Origin of the sequence: Streptomyces olivoverticillatus, assembly GCF_014203555.1 — a bacterium.
GTDB classification, from domain to species: domain Bacteria; phylum Actinomycetota; class Actinomycetes; order Streptomycetales; family Streptomycetaceae; genus Streptomyces; species Streptomyces olivoverticillatus.
Genome location: NZ_JACHJH010000002.1, coordinates 289,266 through 306,588, shown reverse-complemented (window position 1 = coordinate 306,588; position 17,323 = coordinate 289,266). Strand labels below are relative to the sequence as shown.

At 75.1% G+C, this 17,323-nt stretch carries 2 protein-coding genes; both read right to left on the bottom strand.

All coding sequences use genetic code 11. The features are described from left to right. Window positions 1-49: 49 nt before the first annotated feature. Window positions 50-5,386, bottom strand: a complete 5,337-nt coding sequence (locus tag FHS39_RS06670) for a type I polyketide synthase (RefSeq protein ID WP_425507764.1) — start codon at window positions 5,384-5,386, stop codon at window positions 50-52. A gap of 47 nt (window positions 5,387-5,433) precedes the next feature. Next, window positions 5,434-17,307: a type I polyketide synthase gene (locus tag FHS39_RS25680; RefSeq protein ID WP_184347264.1), complete on the bottom strand. Its 11,874-nt coding sequence runs from the start codon at window positions 17,305-17,307 to the stop codon at window positions 5,434-5,436. Window positions 17,308-17,323 lie beyond the last annotated feature (16 nt).

Genomic DNA, 17,323 nt, shown 5'->3' with positions numbered 1-17,323 from the left:
GTCCTCGCGGTCCTGCGGGGTGGGCGGGTTCTGTGCGGTCATGGGTGGTTCAGCTCCTTGTCGCGCCGTCGAGGAGGGCGAACAGCTCGTCGTCCGTGGCCGAGTCGAGGGCCGTGGTCAGGCCGTCCCCGGAGGTGCCGTAGCCGGCCGCGGGGACCGGCGTGGCGGCGCGGTCGGCGTCCTGCCAGCGGGACATCAGCGCCTGCAGGCGGACGGTGACCTTGGTGCGGGTCAGCTTGTCGAGGTCGGACTCCTGGAGGAGCGGTTCGAGCCGCTCCAGGCTGGCCAGGAGGGCGGTGGCGGGGTCGTCGCCGGCCGGGGCCAGGGCGTGCAGCAGGTGGTCGGCCAGGGCGTCGGGGGTCGGGTAGTCGAAGACGAGCGTCGCCGGGAGCCGGACGCCGGTCTCGGCGCCGAGGGCGTTGCGGAACTCCACGGCGGTGAGGGAGTCGAAGCCGAAGTCCTTGAACGGCTTGTCCACCTCGACCGCCTGCTCCCGGCCGAAGCCGAGCACGGCCGCGACCTGCCGGCACACCACGTCCAGCAGCAGCGGGCGGCGTTCCTCGGCGGGCAGCGCCGCCAGGCGTTCGCCGAGCCCGCCGCCGGCTGCGGCACCGGCCGCGGCGGAGGCGGCGCGCCGCGCGGGCCCGCGGACGAGCCCCCGGAACAGGCCGGGCACCTCGCCGCTCGCCGCGCGCGCCAGCGCCTTGACGTCCAGGCTCATCGGCACGGCCAGGGCCCGCTCGGCGTCGGCGACGGCGGCGTCGAAGAGGGCCAGGCCCTGCTCGGCACCGATCGCCAGGACCCCGGCGCGGGCCATGCGGTCCAGGTCCGTGCCGGTGAGGGCGGCGCCCATGCCGCCGGCCTCCGGTGCCCACAGTCCCCACGCGAGGGAGGCGGCGGGCAGGCCGAGAGCGTGGCGGTGGGTGGCGAGGGCGTCGAGGTAGGCGTTGGCGGCCGCGTAGTTGGCCTGGCCCGGACCGCCGAGGACACCGGCCGCCGAGGAGAACAGGACGAACGCGTCGAGGGAACGGTCCAGCGTCAGCTCGTGCAGGTGCCGGGCGGCGTCCGCCTTCGGCCCCCAGACCGTGTGCACCTGGCCGGCCGTGAGGGTGCCCAGGGTGGCGTCGTCGACGGTGCCCGCGGTGTGGATCACTGCGGTGAGCTGCGGGATGCCGTCGAGTACGGCGGCCAGGGCCTGGCGGTCGGAGATGTCGCAGGCGGTCACGGCGACCGTGGCGCCCGCTGCCTCCAGCTCCGCCCGGAGCTCCGCGGCACCGGGTGCGTCCGGGCCACGGCGGCTGACCAGGTGCAGGGTGCGCACACCGTGCCCGGCCACCAGGTGCCGGGCGGTGAGCGCGCCCAGACCGCCCGTACCGCCGGTGATCAGAACCGTGCTGTCGGGACGCCAGGGGCTGGTGGCGTCGCTGGGAGTCGTACGGGCCAGGCGAGGCGCGTGGTACGTGCCGTCCCGCAGCGCCAACTCCGGCTCGCCGCACGCCAGCACAGCAGCCACATCGACGTCATCGGTGTCGGTGTCCAGGAGGACGACGCGCCCGGGGTGCTCGGCCTGGGCCGAGCGCACAAGGCCTCGTACGGCCGCCTGGCCGAGGTCGGCGATGTCCTCGCCGGGGCGTACGGCCACGGCGCCGCGGGTGACGGCCACCAGCCGGTCGTCCGTGCCGGCCAGCCGCGTCCGGAGCTCCTCCAGCACACCGGCCACCGTCGCCACGGCCGTCGCCGCGGGCTCGGCCCGCAGGACCGTGGCGTCGGCCGGGCCCGGGACGGGCGCGGCCAGCGGCTTCCAGTCGACGTGGAACAGCGCGTCCGAAGCGGCGGCCGCCGGGCGGGCGCCCAGCTGCTCCGCCGGGACCGGCCGAAGGGCGAGCATGCCGACCGAGGCGACGGGAGCGCCTTCCGCATCGGCGGCCCGGACCTCGACCGAGCCCGGCACGGGACCGGGCGCCAGCCGGACGCGCAGCGTCCGCGCGCCCGAGGCGTGCAGCGCCACACCGGACCAGGCGAACGGCAGCCAGGCCGCGCCCGGTTCGGCATCCGGCAGCAGGCCGCCGAGGGCGACGCCGTGCAGGGCCGCGTCGAGGAGGGCCGGGTGCAGGCCGTAGCCGTCGGTCTCGGTGTCCTCCGGCAGCGACACCTCCGCGTAGACCTCGTCGCCCTGCCGCCATGCCGCGGTGAGCCCCTGGAAGACCGGCCCGTACTCCAGGCCGCGCTCGGCGAGAGCGGCGTAGAGGTCGTCCACGGCGACGGGTTCGGCGCCCGCCGGGGGCCACTGGGCGAGGGTGAAGTCCGCCTCGGCTGCCGCCCCGCCCAGGAGGCCGTCGGCGTGCTTGGTCCAGGGGGCGTCGTCCGCCGCGTCCTGCGGGCGCGAGAAGACCGTGACGACGCGCCCGCCGTGACCGTCGTCCCCGTCCAGCCGCACACGCAGCTGAACGGCACCCTCCTCGGGCACGAACAGCGGTGCGTGCAGCGTCAGTTCCTCCAGCCGGCCGCAGCCGGCCTGGTCACCGGCGTGACCCGCGATATCCACGAGCGCCGTGCCGGGCACCAGCACCGCGCCCCCGACCGCATGGTCGGCCAGCCACGGCTGCGTGGCGAGCGACAGCCGGCCGGTGAACAGCAGCCCGTCCGACTCCGGCAGCCCGACCGCCGCGCCCAGCAGCGGATGGGCCGCGGAGCGCTGCCCGAAGTCGGCGGCGTCCCCGGAGGCGTGGGCGTTGCTCTTGAACCAGTAACTGCGGTGCTGGAAGGGGTAGGTGGGGAGATCGGCGGCGCTCGCGGTGCCGCCGAAGTAGGCGGACCAGTCCACCTGCACGCCGTGGGTGTGCAGCCGGGCCAGGGCCAGGGCGGCCGTCTGCGGCTCGCCGCGGCCCCGGCATACGGCCGGGACGAGCACGCCGTCGGTGGTCTCGGCGGCCATGGCGGTCAGCACCGCGTCCGGGCCGAGCTCCAGGAACGCGGTGACGCCCTCCTCCTCCAGCGCCGCGACCGCATCGGCGAAGCGGACGGCCTCACGCACGTGCCGCACCCAGTACTGCGGGTCGGTGAGCTCGCCGTCCTTCGCCGGTGCGCCCGTCAGCGCCGACACGACGGGGATGCGAGGGGCCTGGTAGGCAAGGCCGGCGGCCACCCGCCCGAACTCGGCGAGCATCGGCTCCATATGAGCGGAGTGGAAGGCGTGGCTGACGGTGAGCCGCTTGGTCTTGCGGCCCTGCCCGGCGAAGTGCGCGACAACCGCCTCGACGGCCGCCTCGTCGCCCGAAATCACCACGGACATCGGCCCGTTGACGGCCGCGATGTCGACGCCGTCGACCAGCCGGGCGCGGACCTTCTCCTCGCCCGCCTGGATCGCAGCCATCGCGCCACCGGCAGGCAGCTGCTGCATCAGCCGGCCGCGCGCCGCGACCAGCTTGACCGCGTCCTCCAGCGACCACACGCCTGCCGCATACGCGGCGGCCAGCTCGCCGATGGAGTGCCCGGCCAGCACGTTCGGGCGCACGCCCCACGAGCGCACGAGCTCGTAGAGCGCCACCTCGAAGGCGAACAGGCCCGGCTGCGCGTACTCGGTGGTGTCCAGCAGCTCGGCGTTGCCGAAGACGACGTCCTTGAGCCCGCCTCCGAACGCCGCGCATACCTTGTCGAAGGCTTCGGCGAAGACCGGGAACGCCTCGTGCAGCTCGCGGCCCATGCCGAGGCGCTGGCTGCCCTGGCCGGTGAAGAGGAACGCCAGCCGGCCGGAGCCGATGACGCCCTGCAGCGCGGGCTGTTCCAGGGCGGCCAGCAGCGACTCGCGGTCGGTACCCACCACGGCCGCCCGGTGCGTGAACGCCGAACGCGAAGTCGCCAGCGCGGCACCGACAGCAGCAACGTCAAGCGACGCATCCGCCTCGACGAACGCCCGCAGCTGCTCGATCCGGGCCGCCAGCGCCTCCGGCGTCTTCCCGGACAGCACCCACGGCACCACCGGAACAACAGGCGTCTCCGCAACCTCAGCGGCCGCGGGCGCCTCCTCCACGATCACATGGGCGTTGGTGCCGCTGATCCCGAACGACGACACGCCCGCCCGGCGGACGCGATCGCCCGCGGGCCACGCGCGCCCCTGGGTCAGCAGCTCGACCGAGCCCGCCGACCAGTCCACGTGCGAGCTCGGGGCGTCCACGCCCAGCGTCATCGGCAGCCGCTCGTTGCGCAGCGCCAGCACCATCTTGATGACCCCGGCGACACCGGCGGCGCCCTGGGTGTGGCCCAGGTTGGACTTCACCGAGCCCAGCCACAGCGGCCGGCCGTCCTCGCGCGCCTGCCCGTAGGTGGCCAGCAGCGCCTGCGCCTCGATCGGGTCGCCGAGCTTGGTGCCCGTGCCGTGCGCCTCCACCACGTCCACGTCGGCGGCCGTCAGCGAGGCGCTCGCCAGGGCCTGGCGGATGACGCGCTGCTGCGACGGCCCGTTGGGGGCGGTCAGACCGTTGCTGGCGCCGTCCTGGTTGACGGCGCTGCCGCGGATGACCGCGAGGATGCGGCGGCCGTTGCGGCGGGCGTCGGACAGCCGCTCCAGGGCGAGCACGCCCACGCCCTCCGACAGGCCGGTGCCGTCCGCCGACTCCGCGAAGGCCTTGCAACGGCCGTCGGCGGCGAGGCCGTCGGCGCGGCTGAACTCCAGGAAGGTGCCCGCCGATCCCATCACCGTCACGCCGCCCGCCAGGGCCAGCGTGCACTCGCCGCCGCGCAGCGCCTGCGCGGCCAGGTGCAGGGCGACCAGCGAGGAGGAGCAGGCGGTGTCGATCGTCACCGCGGGCCCCTCCAGCCCCAGGGCGTAGGAGATGCGGCCGGACAGGACGCTGGAGGCGACGCCGGTCATCATGTGCCCGGCGACGGACTCCGGCATCCGCTGCAGGCCACGCAGGTAGTCGGAGCTGCTGACGCCCGCGTAGACGGCGGTCCGGGTGCCGTGCAGCGTCTCCGGGTCGATGCCCGCCCGCTCCAGGGCCTCCCAGGAGGTCTCCAGCAGGACCCGCTGCTGCGGGTCCATCGCCAGGGCCTCGCGGGGGCTGATGCCGAAGAACTCGGCGTCGAACCCGGCCGCGTCGCGCAGGAATCCGGCCTTGCGGGAGGCGGCCGCCGCCTCGCCGACGCGGCGCTGCTCGCTGTCGAGCAGCTGGGTGAGGTTCCAGCCGCGGTCGGCCGGGAAGTCGGACATGCCGTCGCGGCCCTCGTCGACCATGGCCCACAGCTCCTCGGGCGAGGTGACCCCGCCCGGGAACCGGCAGGCCATGCCGACGACCGCGATCGGCTCGTGCTCCCGCTCCTCGGCCTCGCGCAGCCGCCGACGGGTGTCGTGCAGGTCGGCGGCGACCCGCTTGAGCGTGTCGACCAGCTGCTTTTCGTCAGCCATTTCGCGTTTCCTCTTCCCTCTCCCAGGCCTCAGGCAATGCCGAGCTCGTCGGTGATGAAGGCCAGGACCTCGTCGGTCGAGGCGTCTTGCAGCCGCTCCCCCACGTCCGTGCCGGCCGTGTCGTGTGCGGTGCGCATGCTCTTGAAGCGGGCGAGCAGGTCCTCCAGGCGCGCGGTGACGGCCGAGTGGACGTCACCGTCGAGCGACACATCGGGCAAATAGCCTTCAAGTCGGTCGAGTTCGGCAAGCACCGTGCTCGCCGGGTCGGCCTGCTCCGGGGCCAGTTCGGTCCGCAGCAGCCGGGCCAGGGCCAGTGGCGTCGGGTGGTCGAAGACCGCCGTCGCCGGCAGGCGCACGCCGGTGGCCGCGCCCAGCCGGTTGCGGAACTCGACCGCCGTCAGCGAGTCGAAGCCCAGCTCCTTGAACGAACGGGTCGCCCCGACCGCCGACGGACCGGCGAAGCCGAGCACCGCCGCGGCGTAGGACTGCACGATGTCGAGCAGCACCGTCTCCCACTCGTCCGCGGGCAGCGCGGCCAGCCGCTGCCGCAGCGCGTCGCCCGCCGCCTGGCCCGAGCCGTCCGCGGCCGGGCCGGCCGCCGTGTGGGCGGTGGGCCGGGCGGGGCCGCGGACCAGGCCGCGCAGCAGATGCGGCACCGGGCCGCCGTCCGGCCGGCCGCGCAGCGCGCCGGTGTTGAGCCCGATCGGCACGAGCAGCGGTTCGACGGCCCCGTACGAGCCGAGGGCGGCGTCGAACAGGTCCAGGCCCTGCGCCGGGGTGAGCGGCCGCACCCCGGTGCGGGCGAGCCGGGTGAGGTCGGCGGCGTCCAGGTGCCCCGTCATGCCGCTCGCCTCCGCCCACAGGCCCCAGGCCAGCGAGATGCCGGGCAGGCCCGAGGCGCGGCGGTGGGCGGCGAGGGCGTCAAGGTAGGCGTTGGCGGCCGCGTAGTTGCCCTGGCCGGCGTTGCCGAAGACGCCCGCGGAGGAGGAGAAGAGCACGAAGGCCGACAGCTCCTTGCCCGCGGTGAGTTCGTGCAGGTGCCGGGCGGCCTCGGCCTTCGGCGCGAGGACTGCGGCGAGCTTCTCGGGCGTGAGCTTGCCGAGCGTGGCGTCGTCCAGGACGCCGGCCGCGTGCACGACGCCGGCCAGGTCCGGGACCCCGTCGAGCAGGGCGCCGACGGCGTCCCGGTCGGCGACGTCGCAGGCGGTGACGGTCACCCGGGCCCCGGCCGCCTCCAGCTCCGCGGCCAGCTCCGCCGCGCCGGGCGCGTCCGCGCCGCGACGGCTGGTGAGCAGCAGCTTCCGCACCCCGTACGCGTCGACGAGGTGCCGCGCGAGGAGGGCGCCGAGGCCACCGGTGCCGCCGGTGACGAGGACGGTGCCGGTGCTCCTGCGGAGGGCTTCGGCGTCCGTCATCGTGCCGCGCACGTCGGCCGGGTCGTGGGCGCTTGCCGCGCCCGCGGCCGAGGCGGACCCGCCGTCAGGCTCGCTGCCCGGCACGTCGGTCGGACCGTGGCCGTGGCCGGTCACGGCGGGGGCGGTCCCGCCGCCCGGCTCCGTGCGGGCCAGTCGCGGCACCAGGACCTTGCCGTCGCGCAGGGCGAACTCCGGCTCGCCCGTGGCGAGGGCGGCGGCGAGCAGGGCCCGGGAGGGGATGCCGGTGCCGATGTCGGCGAGGGTGATGCGGCCGGGGCTCTCCGACTGGGCGGAGCGGACCAGGCCGTGGACGGCAGCCTGGGCGAGGTCGGCGATGTCCTCGCCGGGGGCGGTGGCGACCGCGCCGCGGGTGACGACGACGAGCCGGGTGCCGTCGGTGCGCGGGTCGGCGAGCCAGACCTGCAGGTCGCCGAGGGTCTGCATGACGGCGTCCTCGATGCCGCTCTGCCAGTGCACCGGCGTCAGGACGGTGCCGATGCCGTCGAGCTCGTCCGTGCTGAAGATTTCCGGCAGGCCGGGGAAGAGCGGGTCGTCGCCGAACACCGCCCAGTCGTCTCCCGCTTCGCCGGAGACGGCCGGCGCATCGGCCTCCGTCCACGCCACGCGGAACAGCGTGTCGCGGTGCGGGTTGCCGGAGGCGGCCGCGCCGAGCCGGGCGAGGGCATCGGTGGGCAGCTGTCGCAGCTGGAGGGAGCCGATGGAGGCCACCGGCGCGCCGGTGGTGTCGGCGACGGTCACCGAGACGGCACCGGCCGGGCCCGCCGGGGCGATGCGGACGCGCAGCGCGGAGGCGCCCGCGGTGTGCAGCGCCACGTCGGACCAGGCGAACGGCAGCCACGGTCCGTCGCCGTCCCCGCCTTCCACAAACGTGCCGAGCGCGATGGCGTGCAGCGCCGCGTCCAGCAGGGCCGGGTGCAGCCCGTACTCGGCTGCCGCGGCGGTCGCTTCGAGGGGCAGGGCGACCTCGGCGAAGAGCTCGCCATCCCGCTGCCAGGCGGACCGCAGGCCGCGGAAGACGGGCCCGTAGTCGAGGCCGAGGGCACCGAGGTCCTCGTACAGCGTCTCGGTGGTGAGCGCTTCCGCACCGGGCGGCGGCCACTGGGTGAGGTCGGCGGCCGGCGCCGGGGCGGCGGGGGTGAGTACGCCGGTGGCGTGCCGGGTCCACGGGTCCTCGGGGAGGGCGTCCGCGGGCCGGGAGTAGACGGCGACCGGGCGCAGGCCGTCCTCGCCGGGCGCGTCGACGAGGACGCGCAGCTGGGTCTCGCCCCGCTCGGGCAGCACCAGCGGCGCCTCCAGGGTGAGATCGCCGAGCGCCCCGCAGCCCGCCTCGTCACCGGCCCGAACGGCCAGCTCCAGCAGGGCCGTTCCGGGCACGAAGACCGTGCCGCCCACCGCGTGGTCGCCCAGCCAGGGCTGGGACTTCAGCGACAGCAGGCCGGTGAGCAGCAGCCCGTCCCGGTCGGGCAGGGCGACGGCCGCGCCGAGCAGCGGGTGCCCGGCGGCGTGCTGGCCCACGGCGGAGGGGTCGCTGACGCCGGAGACGGGCTCCAGCCAGTACCGCTCGCCCTGGAACGGGTAGGTCGGCAGGGCGACGCGCTCCTGCGGGCGGCCCGCGAAGACGGCCGCCCAGTCGGGCCGGACGCCGTGCGCGACCAGCCGGCCGAGGGAGGTCAGGACGCGGGCGGGCCCGCCGTCCTCGCGGCGCAGCGTGCCGGTGACCACGGCCTCGTCGGCGGCCGCGGCGGCCAGGGTGTCCTGGACGCCGACGGTCAGCACGGGGTGCGGGCTGCACTCGACGAAGACGGTGTGCCCGCTCGCGGCGAGGGCGCGTACGGCCGGTTCGAAGCGGACGGTGTGCCGCAGGTTGCGGTGCCAGTACTCGGCGTCCATCTCGCTGCCGTCGATCAGCCGGTCCTCGAGCGTGGAGTGGAGCGGGATCCGGCCGGCCCGGGGCCGTACGGGCTCCAGGAGTTCGAGCAGTTCGTCGCGCAGGCTCTCCACGTGGGCGGAGTGCGAGGCGTAGTCGACGTCGATGCGGCGGGCCCGTACGTCCTGGTGCTCGCACGCGGCGAGGAGGGCGTCGAGCGCGTCGGTGTCACCGGCGACGACGGTGGAGGCGGGGCCGTTGTGCGCGGCCACGGAGATCTGGCCGGGCCAGGCGGCGAGCAGCTGCTCGGCCTCGTCGGCGGGCAGCGGCAGGGACACCATGCCGCCGGTGCCCGCCAGGCGGATCAGCGCCCGGCTGCGCAGGGCGACGACGCGGGCCGCGTCCTCCAGGGTGAGGGCGCCGGCCACGCAGGCGGCGGCGATTTCGCCCTGCGAGTGCCCGACGACGGCGGACGGCCGGATGCCGAGGGACTCCCACAGCGCGGCGAGGGACACCATCACGGCCCACAGCGCGGGCTGTACGACGTCGACGCGGTCCAGGGAGGCGGCGCCTTCGGTGCCGCGCAGCACGTCCATGAGCGAGAAGTCGGTGTGGGCGTCGACGGCGGCCGCGCACTCCTGGAGCCGGTCGCGGAAGACGGGCGAGGTCTGCAGCAGCTCGCTTGCCATGCCGAGCCACTGGGAGCCCTGGCCGGGGAAGACGAAGACCGTCCTGCCCAGGGCGCCTGCCCCCACGACGCCTTCTTCGACACCGGCGGCGGGGTTGCCGTCGGCGAGGTCGCGCAGCGCGCCGAGCAGCGCGTCGCCGTCGGAGCCGACGAGCACGGCGCGGTGCTCGAAGGGGGTGCGGGTGGTGGCGAGGGAGTGGCCGATGCGGGAGAGGTCGCCGTCGGCGAGCCCGCCCTCGGTCAGCTGCTCGTGCAGGCGGGCGGCCCGGGCGCGCAGCGCCTCCTCGGTGCGGGCGGTCAGCAGCCACGGGACCGGGGCGCCCTCGGCGGCCGTGAACGGCGGCGCCGCGGTCTCCGGCGCGGCCGGCGCGGCCTCTTCGGAACGGGCCGGCGGCTCTTCCAGGATGACGTGCGCGTTGGTGCCGCTGAAGCCGAAGGCGGAGACGCCCGCCCGGCGCACGGCGCCGTCGGTGCGCGGCCAGGGCCGGGCCTCGGTCAGCAGCCGCACGTCGCCCGCGGCCCAGTCGATGTGGGAGCTGGGCTCGTCGACGTGGAGGGTGGCGGGCAGCTCCTCGTGGGTGAGGGCCTCGACCATCTTGATGACACCGGCGATGCCGGCCGCGGCCTGGGTGTGGCCGAGGTTGGACTTCACCGAGCCGAGCCACAGCGGCCGCTCGGGGTCGCGGTCCTGTCCGTAGGTGGCGAGGATGGCCTGCGCCTCGATGGGGTCGCCCAGGCGGGTGCCGGTGCCGTGGGCCTCGACGGCGTCGACGTCGGCGGTGCGCAGCCCGGCCGTGGCGAGGGCCTGGCGGATGACGCGCTGCTGGGAGGGGCCGTTGGGGGCGGTCAGGCCGTTGCTGGCGCCGTCCTGGTTGAGGGCGCTGGCGCGGACGACGGCGAGGACGTCATGGCCGTTGCGGCGGGCGTCGGAGAGCCGCTCGACGAGGATCATGCCCACGCCCTCGGCCCAGCCGGTGCCGTCCGCGCTCTCCGCGAAGGCCTTGCAGCGGCCGTCGGCCGCGAGTCCGCGCTGGCGGCTGAAGTCGACGAAGGTGTCGGGAGTGGCCATGACGGTCACGCCGCCCGCGAGCGCCATGTCGCACTCGCCGCGCTGCAGGGCCTGGACGGCCATGTGCAGGGCGACCAGCGAGGACGAGCAGGCCGTGTCGACGGTGACGGCGGGGCCTTCGAGGCCCAGGACGTAGGAGACGCGGCCGGACGCCACGCCGCCGGAGGTGCCGGTGCCCAGGAACCCTTCGACGCCGTCGGGCAGTTCGGCGTAGCCGGGGCCGTTGCCGTAGTCGTGGTAGATCAGGCCGGCGAAGACACCGGTCGAGCTGCCGCGCAGCGCGTGCGGGTCGAGGCCCGCACGCTCGAAGGCCTCCCAGGACGTCTCCAGCAGCAGCCGCTGCTGCGGGTCCATGGCCAGGGCCTCGCGGGGGCTGATGCCGAAGAAGGAGGCGTCGAAGACGGGCGCCTCGTGCAGGAAGCCGCCCTGGTCGGTGTAGGTGGTGCCGGGGCGTTCGGCGGCCGGGTCGTAGAGGGCCTCGATGTCCCAGCCGCGGTCGTCGGGCATGGCGCCCATGGCGTCGGTGCGGCCGGCCAGCAGCCGCCACAGGTCCTCGGGGTTGCGGACGCCGCCGGGGAAGCGGCAGGCCATGGAGACGACGGCGATGGGCTCGTCGCCCGCCGCCGGGCCGGCCGCGCCGTCGCCGGCCGCGGCCGGGGCGGTGGTGTCGCCGACGAGCTCGCCGTGCAGGAACGCGGCGAGCGCGTCGGGCGCCGGGTAGTCGAAGACGAGCGTGGCGGGCAGGCGCAGGCCGCAGGCGGCGCCGAGCCGGTTGCGGAACTCCACGCCGGTGAGCGAGTCGAAGCCGAGGTCCTTGAAGGCCAGGCCCGGGTCGACGGCTTCGGGACCGGAGTGCCCGAGGACCGCGGCGGCGGCCGTACGGACCAGGTCCAGCAGGTGCTCGTGCCGGGCGTCGGGGCTCATCGCCGCGAGCTGCGCGGCGAGTTCGCCGGCGCCCGCGGCCTGCTGCGCGCCTCCGGCGGCGGTGCGGCGCACCGGGGTGCGAACCAGGGCGCGCAGCAGCGGCGGTACGTCCTCGGGGGCGCCGGAGGCGGGGAGGTCGAGGTGCATGGGCACGAGCGCGGCCGCGGCGAGGCCGGTGGCCGTGTCGTACAGCGCCAGGCCCTGCTCGCCGGTGAGCGCGGCCGTGCCGGAGCGGGTCATGCGCTCGCGCTCGGCGTCGTCCAGGGTGTCGGCCATGCCGCCGGTCTCCAGCGCCCACAGGCCCCAGGCGAGGGACTGGCCGGGCAGGCCGAGGGCGCGCCGGTGGGCGGCGAGGGCGTCGAGGTAGGCGTTGGCGGCCGCGTAGTTGGCCTGGCCGGGGTTGCCGAAGGTGCCGGCCGCGGAGGAGAACAGCACGAAGGCGGAGAGGTCCGCGCCGCGCGTCAGCTCGTGCAGGTTGAGTGCGGCGTCGGTCTTGGGGGCGAGGACGCGGTCGAGCCGCTCGGGGGTGAGCGATTCGAGGATGCCGTCGTCGAGGAGTCCGGCGACGTGCACGACGGCGGTCAACGGACGGCTCGCGGGGATCGCGTCGAGGGTGGCGGCGAGGGCGGCGCGGTCGGCGGTGTCGCAGGCGGCGAGGGTGACCTCGGCGCCCAGGTCCCGTATGGCGTCGGCGAGTTCGGTGGCGCCGGGCGCGTCGGGGCCGCGGCGGCTGGTGAGCAGCAGGTGCCGGGCGCCGTGGGCGGTGACGAGGTGCTTGGCGAGCAGCCCGCCAAGGGCGCCGGTGGCGCCGGTGACGAGCACGGTGCCCTGCGGGTCCAGGGGAGCCGGGACGGTCAGCACGAGCTTGCCGGTGTGCTTGGCCTGGCCGAGGTGGCGCAGCGCGTCGGGGGCCTGGCGGATGTCCCAGGCGGTGACGGGCAGCGGCCGCAGCGCGCCGCTTTCGAAGAGGCCGAGGAGGGCGGCGTACATCTCCTGGATGCGGTCGGGCCCGGCGTCCATGACGTCGAACGCCCGGTAGACGACGCCCGGGTGGTCCGCCGCCACCTCGGCGGCGTCCCGGATGTCGGTCTTGCCCATTTCCACGAACCGGCCGCCGCGCGGCAGCAGCCGCAGCGAGGCGTCGACGAACTCGCGGGCGAGGGAGTCGAGGACGACGTCCATGCCGCGGCCGCCGGTGGCGTCGAGGAAGCGCTGCTCGAAGTCGAGGGTGCGCGAGTTGGCCATGCGGTCGGCGTCGAGGCCGAACTCCTTGACGGAGTCCCACTTGCCGGGGCTGGCCGTGCCGTACACCTCGGCGCCGAGGTGGCGGGCGAGCTGAACGGCCGCCATGCCGACGCCGCCGGCCGCGGCGTGGATGAGGATCGACTCGCCGGAGGAGAGGGCGGCGAGGTCGACGAGCGCGTAGTAGGCGGTGAGGTAGACGACGGGGGCGGCGGCCGCCTCCGCGAACGTCCAGTGCGACGGCATCTTCGACACGAGCCGGTTGTCGACGACCGCGAGCGGGCCGAACGCACCGGAGAACAGGCCCATGACGCGGTCGCCGACCGTGAAGCGGGTGACGCCCGGACCGGTCTCGACGACGACGCCCGCCGCTTCGAGGCCCAGCCGCCCGGCGTCGCCCGGGTACATGCCGAGGACGTTCATCACGTCGCGGAAGTTGACGCCCGCGGCCCGGATCGCGACCCGGATCTGCCCCTCGGCCAGCGGCTCGGCCGCCTCGGGGAAGTCGGCGACGTAGAGGCTGTCGAGGGTGCCGGTGGCGGCGAAGTCCAGCCGCCAGGGGGACGCGTCGTCGTGCGCGGGGACGGGCAGGCCGTCGGCGGTGGTGCTGCGGACGAGCCGCGCCGCATGGGCCTGGCCCGCGCGCAGGGCGAGCTGGGGCTCGGTGGTCGCGGCGAGGACGGGCAGCAGGGCCTCGGCGGAGGCCCGGTCGCCGTCGAGGTCGACGAGGACGATCCGGTCCGGGTGCTCGGACTGCGCGGACCGGGCCAGCCCCCAGACCGCGGCGGCGGCCGGGTCGGGCACCTTGTCGCCGGGGGCCGCGCACACCGCACCGGAGGTCACGATGGCGAGCCGGGCCCCGGCGGGCTGCTCGGCGGCGAGCCACTCCTGGAGCAGGGCGAGGGCGCGCTGGGCACCGTCGCGGGCGTCGAGGCCGGTGCCGGTGAAGGTGGCGAAGGTGAGGTCGGCGGCGGAGCCGTCCTGCTGTGCGGGCAGGTGCGCGGCGAGGCCGAGCGGGTCCGGGCCGAGGACGGCGGCCGAAACGGCCGGCCGGGCGTCGGCGGGGGCCGGCACGACCGCCGGCCAGTCGAGGCGGAACAGCGACTCGTGCTGCCGGACGGCCTGCGGGGCGGCCAGTTGCTCGGGCGCGAGCGCCCGCAGCACCAGCTCCCCGACGGACGCCACGGGCGCCCCCGTGCCGTCGGCGAGGTGCAGGGTCACACCGGCGCTGCCGGAGGCGGCCGGGGCGACGCGGACGCGAAGAGCGGTGGCTCCGGTGGCGTGGAGGGCGAAGGAGCTCCACGAGAAGGGCAGCTGGGGGGAGTCGCTGCCGGGTACGAACTCGGCCAGGCCGATCGCGTGCAGTGCGGCGTCCAGGAGCGCCGGGTGCAGCCCGAAGGTGCCCGGGTCGGTGCCTTCGGGCAGCGCGATCTCGGCGAACACCTCACCGTCGGCGGCCCGCCAGGCGGCGCGCAGCCCCTGGAAGAGGGGGCCGTACTGCAGACCGGTGGCGGCGAGCTGCTCGTAGAGGCCGCTCGTGTCGACGGCCACCGCACCGGCGGGCGGCCAGGCGGCGTCGGCGGCGGGCACGGGCGCCTGGCCCGGGGCCGCGAGCAGACCGTCGGCGTGGCAGGTCCACGGCGCGTCGTCGGCAGCTTCCTCGGGCCGCGAGAACACGGTCACGGGCCGCAGCCCCGCCGCGTCCGCCTCGCCGACCTGTACGCGCAGAACGAGCGCACCCTGCTCGCCGAGCACCATCGGCGCCTGGAGGGTCAGCTCCTCCACGGTGCCGCAGCCGACCTGGTCACCGGCGCGCACGGCGACGTCGACGAGCGCGGCACCGGGCACGATGACGGTGCCGGAGACGGCGTGGTCGGCCAGCCAGGGGTGAGTGGAGAGGGAGAGCCGGCCGGTGAACAGCACGCTGTCGGTGTTGGGCAGAGCGATGGCACCGGTCAGCACGGGGTGCCCGGCGGAACGCAGCCCGAACCCGGTCGCGTCCCCGATGGGCAGGGCGGTACGGGGCCAGTAGGTCTGGTGCTGGAAGGGGTAGGTGGGGAGGTCGAGGGTGGTCGGAGTGCCGCCGAAGTAGGCGTTCCAGTCGACGGTGACGCCGTGGGTGTGCAGGCGGGTGAGGGCTTCGACGGTGGTGCGGGCTTCGTCGTGGTTGCGGCGGGTGGTGGGGATGAGTGCGGCGTCGGTGGTCTCGGCGGCCATGGCGGTCAGGACCGCGTCGGGGCCGAGTTCGAGGTAGGTGGTGACGCCCTTGTTTTCGAGGGTGACCACGGCGTCGGCGAAGCGGACGGCCTCGCGGACGTGCCGGACCCAGTAGGCGGGGTCGGACAGCTCGTCCGCCGTCGCGGGCTTGCCCGTGAGGGTGGAGACGATCGGGATGCTGGGGGCGGAGTATGTCAGCTGGGATGCGATCTCGCCGAACTCGGCGAGCATGGGCTCCATGTGAGCGGAGTGGAAGGCGTGGCTGACGGTCAGACGCTTCGTCTTACGGCCCTGAGAGGTGAAGTGCGCAGCGAGGGCGTCGACGGCCGCCTCGTCACCGGAGACGACGATGGAGGTCGGTCCATTGATGGCGGCGATGTCGACGCCGTCGACCAGCTGGGCGCGGACCTCGTCCTCGGTGGCCTGGATGGCGGCCATTGCGCCGCCGGAGGGTAGCTGCTGCATCAGACGGCCACGAGCCGCGACCAGCTTGGCCGCATCGGCCAGCGACCAGACACCGGCCACATACGCGGCGGCAAGCTCACCGATCGAGTGACCGGCCAGCACGTCAGGACGGACACCCCACGACTGCATCAGCTTGAACAGCGCAACTTCGACCGCAAAGAGTGCGGGCTGGGCGTACTCGGTGGTGTTCAGCAGATCGCCGTCACCGAAGACAACGTCCTTGAGCTGGCCACCGAACGCCTGGCACACCTCGTCGAAGGCCTCGGCGAACACGGGGAACGTCTCATACAGCTCACGGCCCATGCCAACCCGCTGGCTGCCCTGACCCGTGAAAAGGAACGCCAGCTGACCGGAGTTCGCCACCGCCTGGATCGCGGGTTGCTCCAGCCCCGCCAGCAACTCATTGATGTCACGACTCACCACCGCAGCCCGGTGCGTGAAGGTGGTTCGTGACATCACCAACGCGGCCCCGACGGCAGCCGGGTCCAGCTCCGGGTTCGCCGAGACGAACGCCCGCAGCCGCTCAACCTGAGCCGCCACCGCCTCCGGCGTCTTCCCCGACAGCACCCACGGCACCACCGGAACAACCGGCACCTCCACAGCCTCAGCAGCCGCAGGCGCCTCCTCCACGATCACATGCGCATTCGTCCCACTGATGCCGAACGACGACACACCAGCCCGACGCACCCGCTCACCCGCAGGCCACTCCCGCGCCTCCGTCAACAGCTCGACAGCACCGGCCGACCAGTCCACCTGGCCGCTCGGGGCGTCCACGCCCAGCGTGCGCGGCAGTTCCTCGTGGTGCATGGCGAGGACCATCTTGATGATTCCGGCGACACCGGCAGCAGCCTGCGTGTGCCCGAGGTTGGACTTCACCGAACCCAGCCACAGCGGCTGCTGCCCATCGCGGTCCTGCCCGTACGTGGCAAGCAGCGCCTGCGCCTCGATCGGGTCACCCAGCCGCGTACCCGTACCGTGCGCCTCCACGGCGTCGACCTGGTCGGCGGAGATGCGGGCGCTGGCCAGGGCCTGGCGGATGACGCGCTGCTGCGACGGGCCGTTGGGGGCGGTCAGGCCGTTGGAGGCGCCGTCCTGGTTGATCGCACTGCCGCGGACGACCGCCAGCACGCGGTGCCCGTTGCGACGGGCGTCGCTGAGCTTCTCCAGGACGAGGATGCCGACGCCCTCGCCCCAGCCCGTTCCGTCCGCGGCCTCCGCGAACGGCTTGCAACGACCGTCCGCGGCCAGGCCCCGCTGCCGGCTGAAGTCGACGAACGTGTCGGGGGTGGCCATGACGGTCACGCCGCCCGCCAGCGCCAGCGAGCACTCGCCGCTGCGCAGGGCCTGCGCGGCCAGGTGGACGGCGACCAGCGAAGAAGAGCACGCCGTGTCGACCGTGACCGCCGGGCCCTCCAGACCGAGGGTGTAGGCGACGCGGCCGGAGGCGATGCTGCCGCCGACGCCGAGGAAGCCCTCGACCTCGTCGGTGGCGTGGGCGAGCACCTCGCTGTAGTCGCTGTACATCACGCCCGCGAAGACACCGGCGTTGGTGCCGCGCACGGATGCCGGGTCGATGCCGGCCCGCTCGAAGGCCTCCCACGAGGTCTCCAGCAGCAGCCGGTGCTGCGGGTCCATCGCGAGTGCCTCACGCGGGCTGATGCCGAAGAAGCCGGGGTCGAAGTCGGCCGCGCGCTCCAGGAAGCCGCCGTGCCGCGAATACGTCTTGCCCACCGCGTCCGGGTCCGGGTCGTACAGACCCTCCACATCCCAGCCACGGTCGGACGGGAACTCCGAAATCCCGTCCCGGCCCGCCGACAGCAACTCCCACAGGCCCTCCGGCGACGAAACGCCACCCGGATACCGGCACGCCATGCCCACGATCGCGATCGGCTCGTGGGCCGCCGCGGAGAGACGGCGGTTCTGTTCGCGCAGCCGCTCGGTCTCCTTCAGAGACGCGCGCAGAGCCTCGACGATCTTTTCGTTCGGTGCAGACACCTCTACCTCACCCAAT